This is a genomic window from Pseudomonas sp. FFPRI_1 (assembly GCF_055384485.1).
The window spans coordinates 2,218,379-2,235,874 of record NZ_AP029168.1 but is presented as its reverse complement, the minus strand read 5'-3'; the positions used below and the strand labels follow the sequence as shown (position 1 = coordinate 2,235,874).

The 17,496-nt window shown below is 60.7% G+C and carries 14 protein-coding genes; 4 read left to right on the top strand and 10 right to left on the bottom strand.

Going from position 1 to position 17,496, the window contains the following annotated elements; translation table 11 throughout:
• Positions 1 to 42: 42 nt before the first annotated feature.
• The 6 genes from odhB to sdhC form a co-directional block, all read right to left on the bottom strand.
• A complete protein-coding gene (odhB, locus tag ACZ5BO_RS10105; protein WP_025128636.1) occupies positions 43 to 1,266 on the bottom strand; it encodes a 2-oxoglutarate dehydrogenase complex dihydrolipoyllysine-residue succinyltransferase in 1,224 nt (407 codons plus the stop codon).
• Between the two features lie 42 nt (positions 1,267 to 1,308).
• On the bottom strand, positions 1,309 to 4,140 hold the full coding sequence (locus ACZ5BO_RS10100; protein ID WP_025128635.1) for a 2-oxoglutarate dehydrogenase E1 component: 2,832 nt from the start codon (positions 4,138 to 4,140) through the stop codon (positions 1,309 to 1,311).
• A 264-nt stretch (positions 4,141 to 4,404) separates the two neighbouring features.
• On the bottom strand, positions 4,405 to 5,109 hold the full coding sequence (locus tag ACZ5BO_RS10095; protein ID WP_025128634.1) for a succinate dehydrogenase iron-sulfur subunit: 705 nt from the start codon (positions 5,107 to 5,109) through the stop codon (positions 4,405 to 4,407).
• 11 nt (positions 5,110 to 5,120) lie between these two features.
• Positions 5,121 to 6,893 carry a succinate dehydrogenase flavoprotein subunit gene (sdhA, locus tag ACZ5BO_RS10090; RefSeq protein WP_025128633.1) on the bottom strand — a complete coding sequence of 591 codons (1,773 nt, stop codon included), beginning with the start codon at positions 6,891 to 6,893 and terminating at the stop codon, positions 5,121 to 5,123.
• A 3-nt stretch (positions 6,894 to 6,896) separates the two neighbouring features.
• Complete coding sequence (sdhD, locus tag ACZ5BO_RS10085; RefSeq protein ID WP_011060049.1) at positions 6,897 to 7,265, bottom strand: succinate dehydrogenase, hydrophobic membrane anchor protein; 369 nt, start codon at positions 7,263 to 7,265, stop codon at positions 6,897 to 6,899.
• Positions 7,259 to 7,645: a succinate dehydrogenase, cytochrome b556 subunit gene (gene sdhC, locus ACZ5BO_RS10080; protein ID WP_115658603.1), complete on the bottom strand. Its 387-nt coding sequence runs from the start codon at positions 7,643 to 7,645 to the stop codon at positions 7,259 to 7,261. The genes sdhD and sdhC overlap by 7 nt, the downstream gene beginning before the upstream one ends.
• Before the next feature lie 350 nt (positions 7,646 to 7,995).
• Between sdhC and gltA the strand changes: the two genes are divergently transcribed.
• The gene (gene gltA / locus ACZ5BO_RS10075; RefSeq protein ID WP_025128631.1) at positions 7,996 to 9,285 is read left to right on the top strand and encodes a citrate synthase; all 1,290 of its coding nucleotides are present in this window, start codon (positions 7,996 to 7,998) and stop codon (positions 9,283 to 9,285) included.
• Between the two features lie 469 nt (positions 9,286 to 9,754).
• Here gltA and ACZ5BO_RS10070 read toward each other — a convergent pair whose 3' ends face one another.
• The 3 genes from ACZ5BO_RS10070 to ACZ5BO_RS10060 form a co-directional block, all read right to left on the bottom strand.
• Positions 9,755 to 11,413 (bottom strand): cation acetate symporter, encoded by a 1,659-nt coding sequence (locus ACZ5BO_RS10070; RefSeq protein ID WP_025128630.1) that lies wholly within the window; start codon positions 11,411 to 11,413, stop codon positions 9,755 to 9,757.
• Positions 11,410 to 11,721 carry a DUF485 domain-containing protein gene (locus ACZ5BO_RS10065; RefSeq protein WP_025128629.1) on the bottom strand — a complete coding sequence of 104 codons (312 nt, stop codon included), beginning with the start codon at positions 11,719 to 11,721 and terminating at the stop codon, positions 11,410 to 11,412. The genes ACZ5BO_RS10070 and ACZ5BO_RS10065 overlap by 4 nt, the downstream gene beginning before the upstream one ends.
• Before the next feature lie 190 nt (positions 11,722 to 11,911).
• Complete coding sequence (locus tag ACZ5BO_RS10060) at positions 11,912 to 12,763, bottom strand: glycine betaine ABC transporter substrate-binding protein (RefSeq protein ID WP_464699513.1); 852 nt, start codon at positions 12,761 to 12,763, stop codon at positions 11,912 to 11,914.
• A gap of 287 nt (positions 12,764 to 13,050) precedes the next feature.
• Here ACZ5BO_RS10060 and ACZ5BO_RS10055 point away from each other — a divergent pair, with 287 nt between their 5' ends.
• Entirely contained in the window at positions 13,051 to 14,646 is a 1,596-nt protein-coding gene (locus ACZ5BO_RS10055) for a glycoside hydrolase family 17 protein (RefSeq protein WP_464699511.1), read from the top strand.
• A gap of 139 nt (positions 14,647 to 14,785) precedes the next feature.
• On the opposite strand, the gene ACZ5BO_RS10050 is transcribed toward ACZ5BO_RS10055, so the two are convergent.
• Positions 14,786 to 15,151 carry a hypothetical protein gene (locus ACZ5BO_RS10050; RefSeq protein ID WP_464699509.1) on the bottom strand — a complete coding sequence of 122 codons (366 nt, stop codon included), beginning with the start codon at positions 15,149 to 15,151 and terminating at the stop codon, positions 14,786 to 14,788.
• 232 nt (positions 15,152 to 15,383) lie between these two features.
• Between ACZ5BO_RS10050 and ACZ5BO_RS10045 the strand changes: the two genes are divergently transcribed.
• Positions 15,384 to 16,682, top strand: coding sequence for a serine/threonine protein kinase (locus tag ACZ5BO_RS10045; protein ID WP_025128625.1), 1,299 nt, complete (start codon positions 15,384 to 15,386; stop codon positions 16,680 to 16,682).
• Positions 16,675 to 17,463, top strand: a complete 789-nt coding sequence (locus ACZ5BO_RS10040; protein WP_025128624.1) for an MlaA family lipoprotein — start codon at positions 16,675 to 16,677, stop codon at positions 17,461 to 17,463. Before ACZ5BO_RS10045 ends, ACZ5BO_RS10040 begins: the two co-directional genes overlap by 8 nt.
• The last annotated feature ends 33 nt before the right edge of the window (positions 17,464 to 17,496 follow it).

The window sequence follows — 17,496 nt, the reverse complement described above, 5'->3', positions numbered from 1 at the left end:
CTACGGGCCTGGAGCTTGTCGCTTGCAACTTGCAGCTGCTTTTTAGATGTCCAGGAGCAGACGCGCCGGGTCTTCCAGCAGGTTCTTGATAGTTACCAGGAAAGTCACGGCCTCTTTACCGTCGATCAGACGGTGATCGTAGGACAGTGCCAGGTACATCATCGGGCGGATAACCACTTGACCGTTGATCGCCATAGGACGCTGCAGAATGTTGTGCATGCCCAGGATTGCCGCTTGCGGCGGGTTGACGATCGGGGTCGACATCATCGAACCGAAGGTACCACCGTTGGTGATGGTGAAAGTACCGCCGGTCATCTCTTCCATCGACAGTTTGCCGTCACGGGCCTTCTTGCCGAAGGTGGCGATGCCGCCCTCGATTTCAGCCAGGCTCATCAGTTCGGCGTTACGCAGAACCGGAACCACCAGACCACGGTCGCTGGACACGGCAACACCGATGTCGGCGTAGCCGTGGTAGACGATGTCGGAACCGTCGATCGAGGCGTTGACCGCAGGGAAGCGCTTCAGGGCTTCGGTAGCGGCCTTGACGAAGAACGACATGAAGCCCAGGCGTACGCCGTTGTGGGACTTCTCGAACAGGTCCTTGTACTTCGAACGCAGGGCCATGACTTCAGTCATGTCGACTTCGTTGAAGGTGGTCAGCATCGCCATGTTCGACTGGGCTTCAACCAGACGCTCGGCAACCTTGGCACGCAGACGGGTCATCGGCACGCGCTTCTCGACGCGATCGCCAGCAGCGAAGACCGGAGCAGCAGCGGCAGGCGCCGGAGCCTTGGCAGGCGCGGCAGCCGGAGCGGCTTTCTTCGCGGCAACGGCAGCCACTACGTCTTCCTTGGTCACACGACCGCCTTTGCCGGTGCCGGCAACGGAAGCGATGTTGATGCCGTTCTCTTCAGCCAGCTTGCGCGCGGCAGGAGCAGCGATTGGATCGTCTTCGCCATCGGCAGCAGCCGGGGCAGCAGCGGCAGCGGCCGGAGCGGCGGCGGCAGCAGGAGCAGCGGCAGCAGCGCCGCCTTCAACGATGGAGCCCAGGACTTCGTCGGACAGAACGGTGTCGCCTTCGTTCTTGACGATGGCGCCCAGCACGCCGTCAGCGGTGGCCAGAACTTCCAGCACGACCTTGTCGGTCTCGATGTCGACGATCAGTTCGTCACGCTTGACGGCGTCGCCCGGTTGTTTGTGCCAGGTGGCAACGGTGCCATCGGCAACCGATTCCGGGAAAGTGGGGGCTTTGATCTCGATAGCCATTATCTGTGGTTCCTTAAATTCGGTTTCAGGTGCGCGAAGGCGTTAAACAGTAAAGGCATCTTGCAGCAGTTTTTCCTGCTGCTCAGCGTGCATCGATGCGTAACCACAAGCTGGGGCAGCAGAAGCGTCACGGCCCGCGTACTCGAGTACGAGCGACTTGTTGTGACCGCTGATGATGCGACGCATGTGATGCTGGCTGCAGTACCAGGCACCCTGGTTCATCGGCTCTTCCTGACACCAAACGATGTGTTTGACGTTTTTGTACGGAGCCAGGACTTCGATCAGGTCGTCCTCAGGGAATGGGTACAGCTGCTCGATACGCACGATGGCGATGTCGTCACGACCTTCGGCACGGCGTTTTTCCAGCAGGTCGTAGTAGACCTTGCCGCTGCACAGAATGATGCGACCCACGTCTTTTGGATCCTGGGCATCGATTTCCGGGATAACGGTCTGGAACGAACCTTCCGCCAGATCTTCCAGGGTCGAGATGGCCAGTTTATGACGCAGCAGCGACTTCGGTGTCAGCACGACCAGCGGCTTGCGCAGCGGGCGAATCACCTGACGACGCAGCAAGTGGTAGATCTGCGCCGGCGTGGTCGGTACGCACACCTGGATGTTGTGCTCGGCGCACAGCTGCAGGTAACGCTCCAGACGGGCCGAGGAGTGCTCCGGACCCTGACCTTCATAACCGTGTGGCAGCAGCATGGTCAGACCGCAGAGACGGCCCCACTTGTGCTCGCCGCTGGTGATGAACTGGTCGATCACTACCTGAGCACCGTTGGCGAAGTCGCCGAACTGGGCTTCCCAGATCACCAGCGCATTCGGCGTGGTGGTCGAGTAGCCGTATTCGAACGCCAGCACGGCCTCTTCCGACAGGAACGAGTCGTACAGGTCGAAGCGCGGCTGGCCTTCGTACAGGTGTTGCAGCGGGATGTAGGTACCCGCGTCCTTCTGGTTGTGCAGAACCGCGTGGCGGTGCGAGAAGGTACCGCGGCCGATGTCCTGGCCGGTCATGCGGATCGGGTGACCTTCGAACGCCAGGGTCGCGTACGCCATGGTTTCAGCGTAACCCCAGTTGATCGGCAGGCCGCCGGCTTGCATCTTCTGGCGGTCTTCGTAGATCTTCGCCACCTGGCGCTGAACCACGAAACCTTCCGGCAGTTCCAGCAACTTGGCGGACAGCTCCTGAAGGGTCTTCAGATCGAAGGTGGTGTCGTGACGCGCGGTCCAGGTGTGACCCAGGTACGGACGCCAGTCCACGAACAGCTCTTTGTTCGGTTCCTTGACCAGGCTCTTCACCACGTGCAGGCCGTTGTCCAGGGCGTTGCGGTATTCATCGACTTTCGCCTGAACACGCGCCTCGTCCAGCACACTGCCCTGGATCAGACGATCGGCATACAGCTCACGGGTGGTGCGCTGCTTGGTGATCTGTTGATACATCAGTGGCTGGGTGCCGCTTGGCTCGTCGGCCTCGTTGTGGCCGCGACGACGGTAGCAGACCAGGTCGATCACCACGTCGCGCTTGTACTGCATGCGGTAGTCGATGGCCAGCTGGGTCACGAACAGCACGGCTTCCGGATCATCACCATTCACATGGAGGATCGGCGCCTGGATCATCTTCGCGACGTCGGTGGCGTACTCGGTGGAACGCGAGTCCAGCGGGTTGCTGATGGTGAAGCCAACCTGGTTGTTGATCACGATGTGCACAGTGCCGCCGGTCTTGAAACCGCGGGTCTGGGACATCTGGAAGGTTTCCATGACCACGCCTTGACCGGCGAATGCCGCATCACCGTGGATGGAGATCGGCAGCACCTTCTCGCCGGTAGGATCGTTGCGACGATCCTGACGGGCACGAACCGAACCTTCGACCACCGGGGAAACGATTTCCAGGTGGGACGGGTTGAACGCCATGGCCAGGTGAACTTCACCGCCGGCGGTCATTACGTTGGACGAGAAGCCCTGGTGGTATTTAACGTCACCGGAACCCAGCTCGACCTTCTTCTTGCCTTCGAACTCGTCGAACAGCTCGCGCGGGTTCTTGCCGAAGGTGTTGACCAGCACGTTGAGACGGCCACGGTGGGCCATGCCGATCACGACTTCCTTGGTGCCGTAGGAACCGGAACGCTGGATCAGCTCATCGAGCATCGGGATCAGGCTTTCGCCGCCTTCCAGGCCGAAACGCTTGGTGCCCGGGTATTTGGTGCCCAGGTATTTTTCCAGGCCTTCGCCGGCCGTCACACGCTCAAGCAGGTGGCTCTTGATATCGGCGGAGTAGGTCGGACGACCACGCACGCTTTCCAGACGCTGCTGGAACCACTGGCGCTGCTCGGAATCGGTGATATGCGTAAATTCAGCGCCGATGGTGCGGCAATATGTCTGCTGCAACGCTTCGTGAATTTCGCGTAGGCTCGCTTCCTCTTTGCCGATGAACAGGTCGCCGGCACGGAAGGTCGTATCAAGATCGGCATTGGTCAAGCCGTAATGATTGATCGACAGGTCTGCAGGTGCAGGACGCTGCCACAGCCCCAGCGGGTCCAGCTGGGCTGCCTGGTGGCCACGCATCCGATAGGCCTGGATCAATCGCAGCACTTCAACTTGCTTCTTCTCGTGCTCACTGCTCACGCTGCCGGCAGATACCGGTTGGGCGCGGCGCTGGTTCTTTGCCAGCAAGACGAAATGATCGCGGATTGTCGAGTGCGAAACATCGATGGCAGTGCTGCCGTCGGTAGGCAACTTCTGAAAGTAAGTGCGCCACTCTTCTGGCACAGCGTTAGGGTCGTGCAGGTAGAGCTCGTAGAGCTCTTCCACATAGGCAGCGTTACTACCGGATAGGTAGGCGCTGTTCCACATGCGCTGCATCACGCTTTCTTGCATGCTTGGTCACCCTCGGTTAGGGGAACACCACCGGCGACGACACCGAGCAAGCTTGCAGAAGTCCGAATGCAGCGACCAAAACAAGCCACTTAGGATCACGCTGATAGTCCGGGTACCAGCCCGGATGCCCCTGCTTGTCTCATTTCTTCAAAAATATAGAGCAGCCACTTTGTGAGCTGCTGCTCAGGTTAGAGCCATGACGCGGGTTGAAGCCCGCGCCTTGGCTTTTACGGGTACAGCGGTCCTACGGGTACAGCAGCTGAATCACACGCCACTCTGCAGCAGCATGTTACGGATGTGACCGATGGCCTTAGTCGGGTTCAGGCCTTTCGGACAAACGTTGACGCAGTTCATGATGCCCCGGCAGCGGAATACGCTGAACGGGTCATCCAGGGAAGCCAGACGCTCGGAGGTCTTGGTGTCACGGCTGTCTGCCAGGAAGCGATAGGCTTGCAGCAGAGCGGCTGGACCCAGGAACTTGTCCGGGTTCCACCAGAAGGACGGGCAAGAGGTCGAGCAGCAAGCGCACAGGATGCACTCGTACAGACCGTCGAGCTTCTCGCGCTCTTCCGGAGTCTGCAGACGCTCGATGGCCGGAGCCGGCGTGTCGTTCTGCAGGAATGGCTTCACCTTCTCGTATTGCTTGTAGAAGATGCTCATATCGACGACCAGGTCACGGATAACCGGCAAACCTGGCAGCGGACGAATAACCAGCTTGTTCTTCTTGACCACGGCCGACAGCGGCGTGATGCACGCCAGGCCGTTCTTGCCGTTGATGTTCATGCCATCGGAGCCGCAGACGCCTTCACGGCAGGAACGACGATAGGAGAAACCTTCGTCCTGTTCCTTGATCAGCGCCAGCACGTCCAGCACCATCAGGTCCTTGCCACCGGTGTCGACCGAGAATTCCTGCATGAACGGCGCAGCGTCCTGATCAGGGTTGTAGCGATACACACTGACTTGCAACATAGTGGCCACCCTTAGTAAGTCCGAATCTTAGGTTCAAAAGTCGGAACAGTCTTCGGCGAGAAGTTCACGGCACGTTTGGCAACGCGTTTCTCACCCGGGAAGTACAGGGTGTGGCACAGCCAGTTTTCGTCATCACGGTCTTCGAAGTCTTCACGGGCGTGGGCACCGCGGGACTCTTTGCGCACTTCAGCAGCGATGGCAGTGGCTTCGGCCACTTCCAGCAGGTTCTGCAACTCCAGCGCTTCGATACGCGCGGTGTTGAACGCTTGGGACTTGTCGTTGATCTTGACGTTGGCGATGCGCTCGCGCAGCTCGGCCAATTGAGCAATACCCTTCTGCATGTATTCGCCGGTACGGAATACACCGAAGTAGTTCTGCATGCAGCTCTGCAGCTCGCGACGCAGGGTTGCCACGTCTTCACCGGTGGTGCGCTCGTTGAGCTGGGCCAGGCGGTTCAGGGCAACATCAACATCAGTGTCGCTGGCGTCGCGGTATTCGATACCGTCGGTCAGCGCTTTTTCCAGGTGCAGACCGGCCGCACGACCGAATACCACCAGGTCCAGCAGCGAGTTGCCGCCCAGACGGTTGGCACCGTGTACCGATACGCACGCCACTTCACCCACTGCGAACAGGCCAGGGATGATGCTGTCTTCGCCGTCGGCGTTCTGGGTGATCGCCTGGCCATGAATGTTGGTGGCAACGCCGCCCATCATGTAGTGGCAGGTTGGCACGACCGGCACCGGAGCAACCACCGGGTCAACGTGGGCAAAGGTCTTGGACAGCTCGCAGATACCTGGCAGGCGGCTGTGCAGCACTTCCTCACCCAGGTGGTCGAGCTTGAGCATCACGTGGTCGCCATTAGGGCCACAGCCGTTGCCGGCGATGATCTCTTTAACCATGGAGCGCGCAACAACGTCGCGGCCTGCCAGGTCTTTGGCGTTCGGAGCATAACGCTCCATGAAACGCTCGCCGTGCTTGTTGATCAGGTAACCACCTTCACCACGGCAACCTTCGGTTACCAGTACACCGGCGCCGGCGATGCCGGTCGGGTGGAACTGCCACATTTCGATGTCTTGCACCGGAACGCCGGCGCGCAGCGCCATGCCAACGCCGTCACCGGTGTTGATCAGGGCGTTGGTGGTGGAAGCGTAGATACGACCCGCACCGCCGGTAGCCAGAACGGTGGCCTTGGAGCGGATGTAGGTGGTTTCGCCGGTTTCGATGCAGATAGCGATCACGCCTACGAAGGCGCCATCCTGGTTCTTCACCAGGTCAACTGCGTACCACTCGTTGAGGAAGGTGGTGCCCGCTTTCAGGTTGCCCTGATAAAGGGTGTGCAGCAGCGCGTGACCGGTACGGTCGGAAGCGGCACAGGTACGAGCAGCCTGCCCGCCCTTGCCGTAGTCCTTGGACTGACCGCCGAACGGACGCTGGTAGATGCGGCCGGTCTCGGTACGAGAGAAAGGCAGACCCATGTGGTCCAGCTCGAAGACCGCAGCCGGGCCTTCCTGACACATGTATTCGATAGCGTCCTGGTCACCGATGTAGTCGGAACCCTTGACGGTATCGTACATGTGCCAGCGCCAGTCATCGTTCGGGTCCGCCGAGGCGATCGCGCAAGTGATGCCGCCCTGGGCGGACACAGTGTGCGAACGGGTCGGGAACACCTTGGTGATCACTGCAGTCTTGTGGCCGCCCTGGGCCAGCTGCAATGCGGCACGCATGCCGGCGCCGCCGCCGCCAATGATGATGGCGTCGAAAGAAATGGTTGGAATGTTAGCCATGAATCAGATACCCCAGAGAATCTGCACACCCCAGACGAAGTAAGCGAACATCGCGACGCCGCATACTGCCTGGAAAAGGAAACGTACTGCTGTCGCCGACTTGCCCAGCGCCATCGGCGTCAGGTAGTCAGTCGAGATGGTCCACATGCCGACCCAGGCGTGAGCGCCCAGGGCCACCATGGCCAGCAGACTGAAGATACGCATCCAGTTGTTTGCGAACAGGCCGTGCCACTGGGTGTAGTCAATGCCCGGATTCGCTACGAGGTATCCGATCAGGAAAATGAAATAAGCCGCGAGAACGACCGCAGACACACGCTGCGCCATCCAGTCATAAAGGCCCGAACGCGACAGGTTCGTAACGCTGGTTACCATATCCAAACTCCCGCCAGAACGATTATCACCACGGAAACGGCGATAACGATTTTCGAGCCCAGCTTGCCGCCTTCCAGCGTCTCACCGATGCCCATGTCCATAATCAGATGGCGAACACCGGCCACCAAGTGATACAGCAAGGCGGACAGGAGGCCCCATGCAACGAATTTGGCCAGCGGACTGGTCAAGCACGCCTTCACCTCGGCATAGCCTTCCTCGGAACCCAGAGACTTGCTCAATGCATAAAGCATGATGCCGAGGCCCAGGAAGAGGATGATGCCGGAAACACGGTGGAGAAACGACGTAACGCCGGTGATGGGGAGTTTGATGGTCCTTAGGTCTAGGTTTACAGGTCGTTGGCTATTCACGGCTTTTTTCACACTGAAGAGCCCCTAACAATCAGGGCAAAGTTGTTGGGGAGTGCACTGGTCAGGCAACCACTACCCAGGGAGTGCGACCCCCAGCAAAGCGGGCCCAGAAGCCTACGGAGGTCGGTGGCCGAGTATAGACAGTTAGGCTACTAATGACAACGCAAAGACCTTCCCCTAATAGCTGATTGCGTTAGCCTAATAAAAGGCGTAAATGGCAGTGAATTTCGCGAAAAAAACCCTCGCAAAGCCTTCTGGGGCAAGACTTTAGGCAAATTGACATTCGGATTTATCTCACTATAGTGGTGCGGGCCCTGCGTGGGGGGTCTGTCTGATGATTTCAAGCATAAATAGGAGGCCACATGGCTGACAAAAAAGCGCAGTTGATCATCGAGGGCGCAGCCCCCGTCGAGCTGCCCATTTTAACCGGCACCGTTGGTCCCGATGTAATCGATGTTCGGGGCCTGACGGCCACGGGCCGCTTCACTTTTGACCCGGGTTTCATGTCGACCGCCTCCTGCGAGTCGAAGATCACCTATATCGACGGCGACAACGGCATCCTGCTGCACCGCGGCTACCCGATCGAACAGCTGGCTGAAAAGTCGGACTACCTGGAAACCTGCTACCTGCTGCTCAACGGCGAACTGCCGACTGCAGAACAGAAGGCCCAGTTCGTCAGCACCGTGAAGAACCACACCATGGTTCACGAACAGCTGAAGAGCTTCTTCAACGGTTTCCGTCGCGACGCCCACCCAATGGCGGTGATGTGCGGCGTAGTCGGCGCACTGTCGGCGTTCTACCACGACTCCCTGGACATCAATAACCCGCAGCACCGCGAGATCTCCGCCGTGCGCCTGGTGGCCAAGATGCCAACCCTGGCAGCGATGGTTTACAAGTACTCCATGGGCCAGCCGATGATGTATCCGCGCAACGACCTGTCGTACGCGGAAAACTTCCTGCACATGATGTTCAACACCCCGTGCGAGATCAAACCGATCAGCCCGGTACTGGCCAAGGCAATGGACCGGATCTTCATCCTCCATGCCGACCACGAACAGAACGCCTCCACTTCCACCGTGCGTCTTGCCGGCTCCTCGGGTGCCAACCCGTTTGCCTGTATTGCTGCCGGCATCGCGGCACTCTGGGGCCCGGCCCACGGCGGCGCCAACGAAGCCGTGCTGACCATGCTCGACGAAATCGGCGATGTCTCGAACATCGACACCTTCATCGCCAAGGCCAAGGACAAGAACGATCCGTTCAAGCTCATGGGCTTCGGTCACCGCGTTTATAAAAACCGCGACCCGCGCGCCACCGTGATGAAGCAGACCTGCGACGAAGTCCTGAAGGAACTGGGGATCAACAACGATCCGCAACTCGAACTGGCCATGCGCCTGGAAGAGATCGCCCTCACCGATCCGTACTTCATCGAGCGCTCGCTCTACCCGAACGTCGACTTCTACTCGGGGATCATCCTCAAGGCCATCGGCATTCCAACCAGCATGTTCACCGTGATCTTCGCCCTGGCGCGGACCGTCGGCTGGATCTCGCACTGGAAGGAAATGCTCTCCAGCCCTTACAAGATCGGCCGTCCACGTCAGCTGTACACCGGCTACGAGTCGCGTGACATCACCAAACTGGAAGACCGCAAATAAGACCTGTCTTGCGATCAAGTCTTAGCTGCACCGGATACGGCCTCTAGCAGAGGTCGTATTTGTTTCTGCCCCCCCCCGTACTTCAGTCGCCCGTGCCGACCATCCGGCCAGCATCACGGCGACCCCAGCACATCCCCCACCGCTGCTGCGCAGACCAGCACCCATGACGGCTGGCTGCACGCGGCTGCAGGCTTGGGCTGCGACCCGCTGCAGCGCACTCACAGCCCCGCCAGGGCATCGATTGCGCCCGACCATGCCAGGCACCAGCAATCCCCCGTATTCGCCGAGCAAGGCGACACACAACAGCAATGCCCCCCCAAGGCTGGCCACCCACGCCCTCCTCCCGCGCCTTGACGATCGATACACAACCGCCCTCTCGATCAGCCAATAAAAATGCCCCGGTCTCTCGACCGGGGCATCATTTCGACATCACGCAGCTTATATATAGCAGCCGTTACTTGGCTTTCACTCAGTGCGACACCGCACCGCTAGCCCCCAGGCCGGTCTGCGAACGCACGAACTGCGGGAAGAACAGCGCCCGCTCGTTGGCCGCAGAGGCCGACTTGTCAGTGATGGAGAAGAACCAGATACCGACAAAGGCAATCATCATCGAGAACAGCGCCGGGTACTCGTACGGGAAGATCGCCTTCTCGTGATGCAGGATCTGCACCCAGATGGTCGGGCCGAGGATCATCAGCGCCACGGCACTCACCAGCCCCATCCAGCCGCCAATCATGGCGCCGCGGGTGGTGAGCTTCTTCCAGTACATGGAAAGCAGCAGGACCGGGAAGTTGCAGCTGGCGGCAATGGAGAACGCCAGGCCCACCATGAACGCGATGTTCTGGCTTTCGAAGAGAATGCCCAGGCCGATCGCCAGCACCCCCAAGGCCACGGTAGTGATCTTGGAAACGCGGATCTCGTCCTTCTCGTTGGCCTTGCCCTTCTTGATCACACTGGCATACAGGTCATGGGACACCGCCGAAGCGCCAGCCAGGGTCAGGCCCGCGACCACCGCGAGGATGGTGGCGAAGGCCACCGCCGAGATGAAGCCCAGGAACACGCTGCCGCCGACTGCATTGGCCAGGTGCACCGCGGCCATGTTGTTACCGCCCAGCAAGGCGCCTGCGGCGTCCTTGAAGTCCGGATTGGTGCTTACCAACAGGATTGCGCCAAAACCGATGATGAAGGTCAGGATGTAGAAGTAGCCGATGAAGCCAGTGGCATAGAGCACGCTCTTGCGGGCTTCCTTGGCATCGCTCACGGTGAAGAAGCGCATCAGGATATGCGGCAGGCCGGCGGTACCGAACATCAGCGCCAGCCCCAGGGAGAACGCCGAAATCGGATCCTTCACCAGGCCGCCAGGGCTCATGATCGCCTCACCTTTGGGGTGAACCTTGATCGCCTCGGAGAACAGCGTGTTGAAATCGAAGTTGACGTGCTTCATCACCATCAGCGCCATGAACGAGGCACCGGACAGCAACAGCACTGCCTTGATGATCTGTACCCAGGTAGTCGCCAGCATGCCGCCGAACAGCACGTACAGGCACATCAGGATCCCCACCAGGATCACCGCCACATGGTAGTCGAGCCCGAACAGCAGCTGGATCAGCTTGCCGGCACCAACCATCTGGGCGATCAGGTAGAACGCCACCACCACCAGCGAGCCACAGGCCGACAGGGTGCGGATCTGGGTTTGCCCGAGACGGTAGGAGGCCACGTCGGCAAAGGTGTACTTGCCCAGGTTGCGCAGGCGCTCGGCGATCAGGAACAGGATGATCGGCCAGCCCACCAGGAAGCCAATGGAGTAGATCAAGCCGTCATAACCGGAGGTGAACACCAGGGCGGAAATCCCCAGGAAGGACGCCGCCGACATGTAGTCGCCGGCAATCGCCAGGCCGTTCTGGAAACCGGTGATCTTGCCGCCTGCCGCATAGTAGTCGGCCGCCGACTTGTTGCGCTTGGAGGCCCAGTAGGTGATGCACAGCGTGGCACCGACGAAGACCACGAACATCACGATCGCCGAGACGTTGAGGGGCTGCTTGTGGACTTCGCCGGTCAGGGCGTCTGCGGCCCAGAGGGCGGGAGCGAAAGCGGCAAGACCGAGTGCTGCGAATAGACGGCGGATCATTGCTGAGCCTCCTTCAGGATCGCGTTGTTCAACTCGTCGAACTCGCCGTTGGCGCGTCGCACATAGATGGCCGTCAGGATGAAGGCCGAGAGAATCAAGCCGACCCCCAGGGGAATGCCCCAGGTGATGGATGAGGTAGGACTGAGTTTGGCCCCCAGGATCTGGGGTCCGTAGGCGATCAACAGGATGAAAGCCGAGTAAAGCCCAAGCATGATCGCCGAGAGAATCCAGGCGAACCGCTCTCGTTTGGTGACCAGCTCCTTGAAACGCGGGCTGTTTTGAATCGAGAGGTAAATGCTGTCGTTCATTGTTTTTATCCTCGCAGCACAGATTTTAGGTGGAACCTAATCCACTCTATGCGGCTGTGAGGCAGGTTCCAGACGACCTTAGTATTAGAACGACATTAGCCACCTCGCCAACTTTCCCCCCCAAAAAACACAAGGCCGCCCGCTGATATCAGCGGGCGGCCTCGCAACCCTTGTTCTAGACGCCTGGCTACTATTCAGCGGTCCACTCGGCAACACGTTCCGGGTGCTTGCTCACCCATTCCTTGGCTGCCGCGTCGGGTTTTGCGCCGTCTTGAATGGCCAGCATGACCTCACCGATTTCATCCTTGGAAGCCCACTGGAATTTCTTCAGGAACGCCGCCACTTCCGGCGCCTTCTTCTCCAGGCCCTTGCTGCCGATGCTATTGACGGTTTCAGCCGCGCCATACACGCCCTTCGGGTCGTCGAGGAAACGCAGCTTCCACTTGGCGAACATCCAGTGCGGCACCCAGCCGGTCACGGCGATGGAGTCCTGCTTTTCCTCGGCACGGGTCAGCTCGGCGATCATCGCCGCCCCGGAACTGGCCTGCAGCTTGTAGTCCAGGCCATAGTCCTTGAGCGCCTGATCAGTCTTGAGCATCACCCCCGACCCGGCGTCGATGCCGACGATCTTGTTCTTGAAGGTGGTATCGGTCTTGAGGTCCTCGATGGACTTGGCCTTGACGTACTCCGGCACGATCAGGCCGATCTTGGCGTCCTTGAAGTTGGGGCCGTAGTCGACCACCTTGTCCTTGTTCTTGGTCCAGTACTCGCCATGGGTCACTGGCAGCCAGGCCGAGAGCATGGCATCGAGCTTACCGGTCGCCACCCCCTGCCACATGATCCCGGTCGCCACCGCCTGCAGCTTGACGTCATAGCCGAGCTTCTGCCGGATCACCTCCGCCGCCACGTAGGTCGTCGCCACGCTGTCCGACCAGCCGTCGACATAGCCGATGCTCAGGGTCTTGCTGTCGGCACTGGCCAACGTGGAGCTGATGGCAAGTACCAGTGCGGCACCTGCGCCTAAGAGTCGTCGCATCTTCATCGTTACTTCCCCGAAAGTGCTGTACCAGGCGGGCGCCAGGCACATCAACGTATGGTTATGGTGCACAGCGCCTCCATCACGCCTCACCGCGAACGCGTTCGAACATCAGCGGAGTACTGATGCTTCGATCATCAACCGAGCCTCATGAACAACCTGCTCTGACTGCGACCTCAAGGCAGCCAGCAACGACATCAGTTCGCCAGCAAGCGGGCCGGCGCAATCTCCCCGCACCAAGCCCGCCCGAACTTTGCATGTCAAAAGTGTGCAGCCCACCAAGCTGTGGACAAATGCAGGTAAGATGCTCGGCTTTGTTCCACGATGGCCAGACCATGCCCGCCACTCCCCGCTTCCCCGCCCTTGCTTATCTGTTCGCCTGCGTAGTCGGCCTGCTGGCCCTGAGTGGCTACTGGTACGGCCTCGGCCGGCCGGTACAACTGCCGGATGTCGCCAGTGCCAGCCACAAGCTGCAATGCGCCTCCTACACGCCGTTCGACAAGGACCAGTCGCCCTTCGACCAGCCGTTCAAGCTGCGCCCCGAGCGCATGGACGCCGACCTGGCGTTGCTGGCAACCCGCTTCGAATGCATCCGCACCTATTCCATGAGCGGTCTGGAGGCCCTGCCGGAGCTGGCACGCAAGCATGGCTTGAAGCTGATGATCGGCGCCTGGGTCAACAGCAACCCGGTGGACACCGAGAAGGAAGTCGACCTGCTGATTGCCTCGGCCAACGCCAACCCGGACGTAGTCAGCTCGGTGATCGTCGGCAACGAGGCCCTGCTGCGCAAGGAAGTCACCGGCCCGCAACTGGCGCGCCTGATCCTCAAGGTCAAGGCCGGGGTCAAGCAGCCGGTGACCTATGCCGACGTCTGGGAGTTCTGGCTCAAGCATCCGGAAATCGCCCCGGCGGTGGATTTCCTGACGATCCACCTGTTGCCCTATTGGGAAGACGATCCCTCGAACATCGACGCGGCCCTGAACCATGTGGCCGAAGTGCGCCAGGTATTTGGCAACCGCTTCGCCCCCAAGGACGTGCTGATCGGTGAAACCGGCTGGCCCAGCGAAGGCCGCCAGCGAGAAACTGCGCTGCCGAGCCGGGTCAACGAAGCCAAGTTCATCCGCGGGTTCGTTGCCCTGGCAGAGCACAACGGCTGGCACTACAACCTGATCGAAGCCTTCGACCAACCCTGGAAACGCGGCAGCGAAGGCGCAGTCGGCGGTTATTGGGGGCTGTTCGACGCCGACCGCCAGGACAAGGGCATCCTCGCCGGCCCGGTGAGCAACCTGCCGTACTGGCCTCAATGGCTGGGCGCCGGGGTGCTGATATTCATCGGCACCCTGGTGCTCGGAGGCCGGGTCCGCGGGCTGCGGGCGGCACTGCTGCTGCCACTGCTGGGCGCCCTGGCGGCGTGTGCCATCGGCTCCTTTGGTGAACTGGCCCGCGTCACCAGCCGCTTTGCCGGCGAATGGTGCTGGGCCGCCTTGCTGCTGGGCCTGAACCTGCTGGTCCTGGCCCATGCCGCCCTTGCCTTGAGCCCTCGCGAAGGTTGGCGCCTGCGAGCGTTCGCCGCCCTGGAGAAACGCGCCGGCTGGCTGCTGACCGCAGCGGGCTTCGCAGCGGCGGTGATGATGCTGGAACTGGTATTCGACCCGCGCTATCGCAGCTTCCCCAGTGCTGCCCTGCTGCTGCCGGCCCTGGTCTACCTGTGCCGTCCGGTCCGGGTGCCGCGCCGGGAAATTGCCTTGCTGACCTTTTTCGTCGGCGCCGGCATCGCTCCTCAGCTATATCAGGAAGGCCTGGCCAACCAGCAAGCCTGGGGCTGGGCCCTGGTCAGCCTGCTGATGGTCGCTGCCCTGTGGCGCAACCTGCGGGCACGCGTCGCCTGAACAGCCGCGACCTGCAACTGCCGCAACGCACAGCGAAGCCCCTGACAAGCAGGAAGAATGGACGAGCAGCGAGTTCACCGGACAAGGCCCACAGGGCCTTGTCGCGGTGTCGAAGGGCCTGGCGGCGGTCAGTGAAGCGCTAGCGTGCCGTGGCCCGTACCAGGCGCAATGCCGCAATCACCACGGCGAATACCGCCAGGGTAGTGTTGTACAAGGCCAGCGCAGGAAAGCCGACAAGCAGCGCCAGCACTGCCAGGCAGCGCCCCAGGCGCCCGGGCAGCACGAACGCCAGCAGTGCCGTGGCCACCGCGCTCCAGCCCAGCACTTTGAAGTGAATCATCCAGCCCAGGCTCGAGCGCAGCGAGCACTCCCAGCGAGCGGCCTCATCGACGCAGACCCCCACCCACCGAGCGTCCTCCATAAAGCCGTAGCGCAGGCCATAACTGGCGGCCAGCCACAGCGGCAGGACAACAAGCAGCAGAATCACGGGAAGGCGGCGGGACATGAAACACTCCGAACAATCAAAACGGCGCCCAGCATAATCGTCCAAGGCTGCTTGGCAAGCTCAATACACAGTTTTACAACGGGCAAATAGCCGCAAAGTGTATCGCCCAGCTACTATCACACCGTTAAAAACCGGCCGGGGTGATATTTGTCGATCAACCATGGCACTTCGGCAGCAGCGCGGTGGTCATAGCCTGCGAACCTCATTCGGTACCTTCTCTAGGGATACAGTCATGCTTCGTTCCTTGCGCTTCGCTGCCCTGTTCGGCGGCCTGATCCTGAGTGCATCCGCACTGGCAGTCGATATCGACGCGGCCAGTTATGGCTATCCGTTGACCAACCCCTTCGAAGCCACCATCGCCACCACGCCACCGGAACTGCGCCCGGAGCTGCCGTCCAACGATGATATCCATCAGTCGGACTACAGCCTGACCTTGCGTCCGGAGCGTGAGTTCATCCTCCCGGACAATTTCTGGGCGGTGAAGAAGCTCACCTATCGCATCGCCACCCAGGACCACGCCGCGCCACTGATCTTCCTCATCGCCGGCACCGGTGCGCGCTACGACAGCAGCCTCAACGAATACCTCAAGAAGCTCTACTACAAGGCCGGCTACCACGTGGTGCAACTGTCGTCGCCCACCAGCTTCGACTTCATCAGCGCCGCCTCGCGCTTCGCCACCCCCGGGGTCAGCCAGGAAGACGCCGAAGACATGTACCGGGTAATGCAGGCCGTGCGGGCGCAGAACCCCAAGCTGCCGATCACCGAGTTCTACCTCACCGGCTACAGCCTGGGCGCCCTGGACGCCGCGTTCATCAGCAAGCTGGATGAAACCCGGCGCAGCTTCAACTTCAAGAAAGTCCTGCTGCTCAACCCGCCGGTGAACCTCTACACCTCGATCACCAACCTCGACAAGCTGGTGCAGACCGAGGTCAAGGGCATCAACAACAGCACCACGTTCTACGAGCTGGTACTGGGCAAGCTGACCCGCTACTTCCAGCAGAAGGGCTACATCGACCTCAACGATGCCCTGCTGTACGACTTCCAGCAGTCCAAGCAGCACCTGACCAACGAGCAGATGGCGATGCTGATCGGCACCTCCTTTCGCTTCTCGGCAGCGGACATCGCCTTCACTTCGGACCTGATCAACCGCCGCGGCCTGATCACCCCGCCCAAGTACCCGATCCGCGAAGGCACCAGCCTCACACCGTTTCTCAAGCGTGCCCTGCAGTGCGACTTCGACTGCTACCTGACCGAGCAGGTGATCCCGATGTGGCGCGCCCGCACCGATGGCGGCAGCCTGTTGCAACTGATCGACCAGGTGAGCCTCTACGCCCTGCAGGACTACCTCAAGGCCAGTCCGAAGATCGCCGTAATGCACAACGCCGACGACGTGATCCTCGGCCCTGGAGACCTGGGCTTCCTGCGTAAAACCTTCGGCGACCGCCTGACCGTCTACCCCCATGGTGGCCACTGCGGCAACCTCAACTACCGCGTCAACAGCGACGCCATGCTGGAGTTCTTCCGTGGCTAAACATCTCCTGCTGATCGCCGCGTTGCTCTGCGCAGGCTATGCCCAAGCCGACAACAGCAAGGCCAACACACCGATCGTGCCCGACCCCGATGGCTTCACCGAGCCGTTGAAGCAGCTCAAGTTCAACCCGGGCCTGGACCAGCGCGAATTCGAGCGCTCGACCCTCAACGCACTGAACGTCTACGACCCGCTGGAGTCGTGGAACCGCCGGGTCTACCACTTCAACTACCGCTTCGACCAATGGGTGTTCCTGCCCGTGGTGGACGGTTACCGCTACGTAACCCCAAGCTTCCTGCGTACCGGGGTCAGCAACTTCTTCAACAACCTGGGGGACGTGCCCAACCTGCTCAACAGCCTTCTGCAGTTCAAGGGCAAGCGCTCCATGGACACCACCGCGCGGCTGTTGCTCAACACCACCATTGGCGTGGCCGGGCTGTGGGACCCGGCCACCAAGATGGGGTTGCCGCGCCAGAGCGAAGACTTCGGCCAGACCCTGGGTTTCTATGGCGTGCCCGGCGGCGCCTACCTGGTGCTGCCGATCCTTGGCCCGTCGAACCTGCGGGACACCGCCGGTCTGGCTGTGGACTACACCGCCGAATCGGCGATCAACTTCCTCAATGTCTCGGAAGTCAGCAGCAATCACCCGGAGATCTGGGTCCTGCGTGGCGTCGACAAGCGCTACCAGACCAGCTTCCGCTATGGCCAGCTGAACTCGCCATTCGAATACGAAAAAGTGCGCTACGTGTACAGCGAGTCGCGCAAGCTTCAGATCGCCGAGTAACCCCCTCCCCGTCAGCCCCGCCTCCAGGCGGGG

Coding starts and splice junctions, on each gene's coding strand:
- ACZ5BO_RS10055 (WP_464699511.1), top strand. CDS start 13,051: ATGCAGGTAAGATGCTCGGCTTTGTTCCACGATGGCCAGACCATGCCC.
- ACZ5BO_RS10065 (WP_025128629.1), bottom strand. CDS start 11,721: ATGAACGACAGCATTTACCTCTCGATTCAAAACAGCCCGCGTTTCAAG.
- ACZ5BO_RS10060 (WP_464699513.1), bottom strand. CDS start 12,763: ATGAAGATGCGACGACTCTTAGGCGCAGGTGCCGCACTGGTACTTGCC.
- ACZ5BO_RS10070 (WP_025128630.1), bottom strand. CDS start 11,413: ATGATCCGCCGTCTATTCGCAGCACTCGGTCTTGCCGCTTTCGCTCCC.
- sdhA (WP_025128633.1), bottom strand. CDS start 6,893: ATGGCTAACATTCCAACCATTTCTTTCGACGCCATCATCATTGGCGGC.
- ACZ5BO_RS10100 (WP_025128635.1), bottom strand. CDS start 4,140: ATGCAAGAAAGCGTGATGCAGCGCATGTGGAACAGCGCCTACCTATCC.
- sdhD (WP_011060049.1), bottom strand. CDS start 7,265: ATGGTAACCAGCGTTACGAACCTGTCGCGTTCGGGCCTTTATGACTGG.
- odhB (WP_025128636.1), bottom strand. CDS start 1,266: ATGGCTATCGAGATCAAAGCCCCCACTTTCCCGGAATCGGTTGCCGAT.
- ACZ5BO_RS10050 (WP_464699509.1), bottom strand. CDS start 15,151: ATGTCCCGCCGCCTTCCCGTGATTCTGCTGCTTGTTGTCCTGCCGCTG.
- gltA (WP_025128631.1), top strand. CDS start 7,996: ATGGCTGACAAAAAAGCGCAGTTGATCATCGAGGGCGCAGCCCCCGTC.
- ACZ5BO_RS10095 (WP_025128634.1), bottom strand. CDS start 5,109: ATGTTGCAAGTCAGTGTGTATCGCTACAACCCTGATCAGGACGCTGCG.
- ACZ5BO_RS10045 (WP_025128625.1), top strand. CDS start 15,384: ATGCTTCGTTCCTTGCGCTTCGCTGCCCTGTTCGGCGGCCTGATCCTG.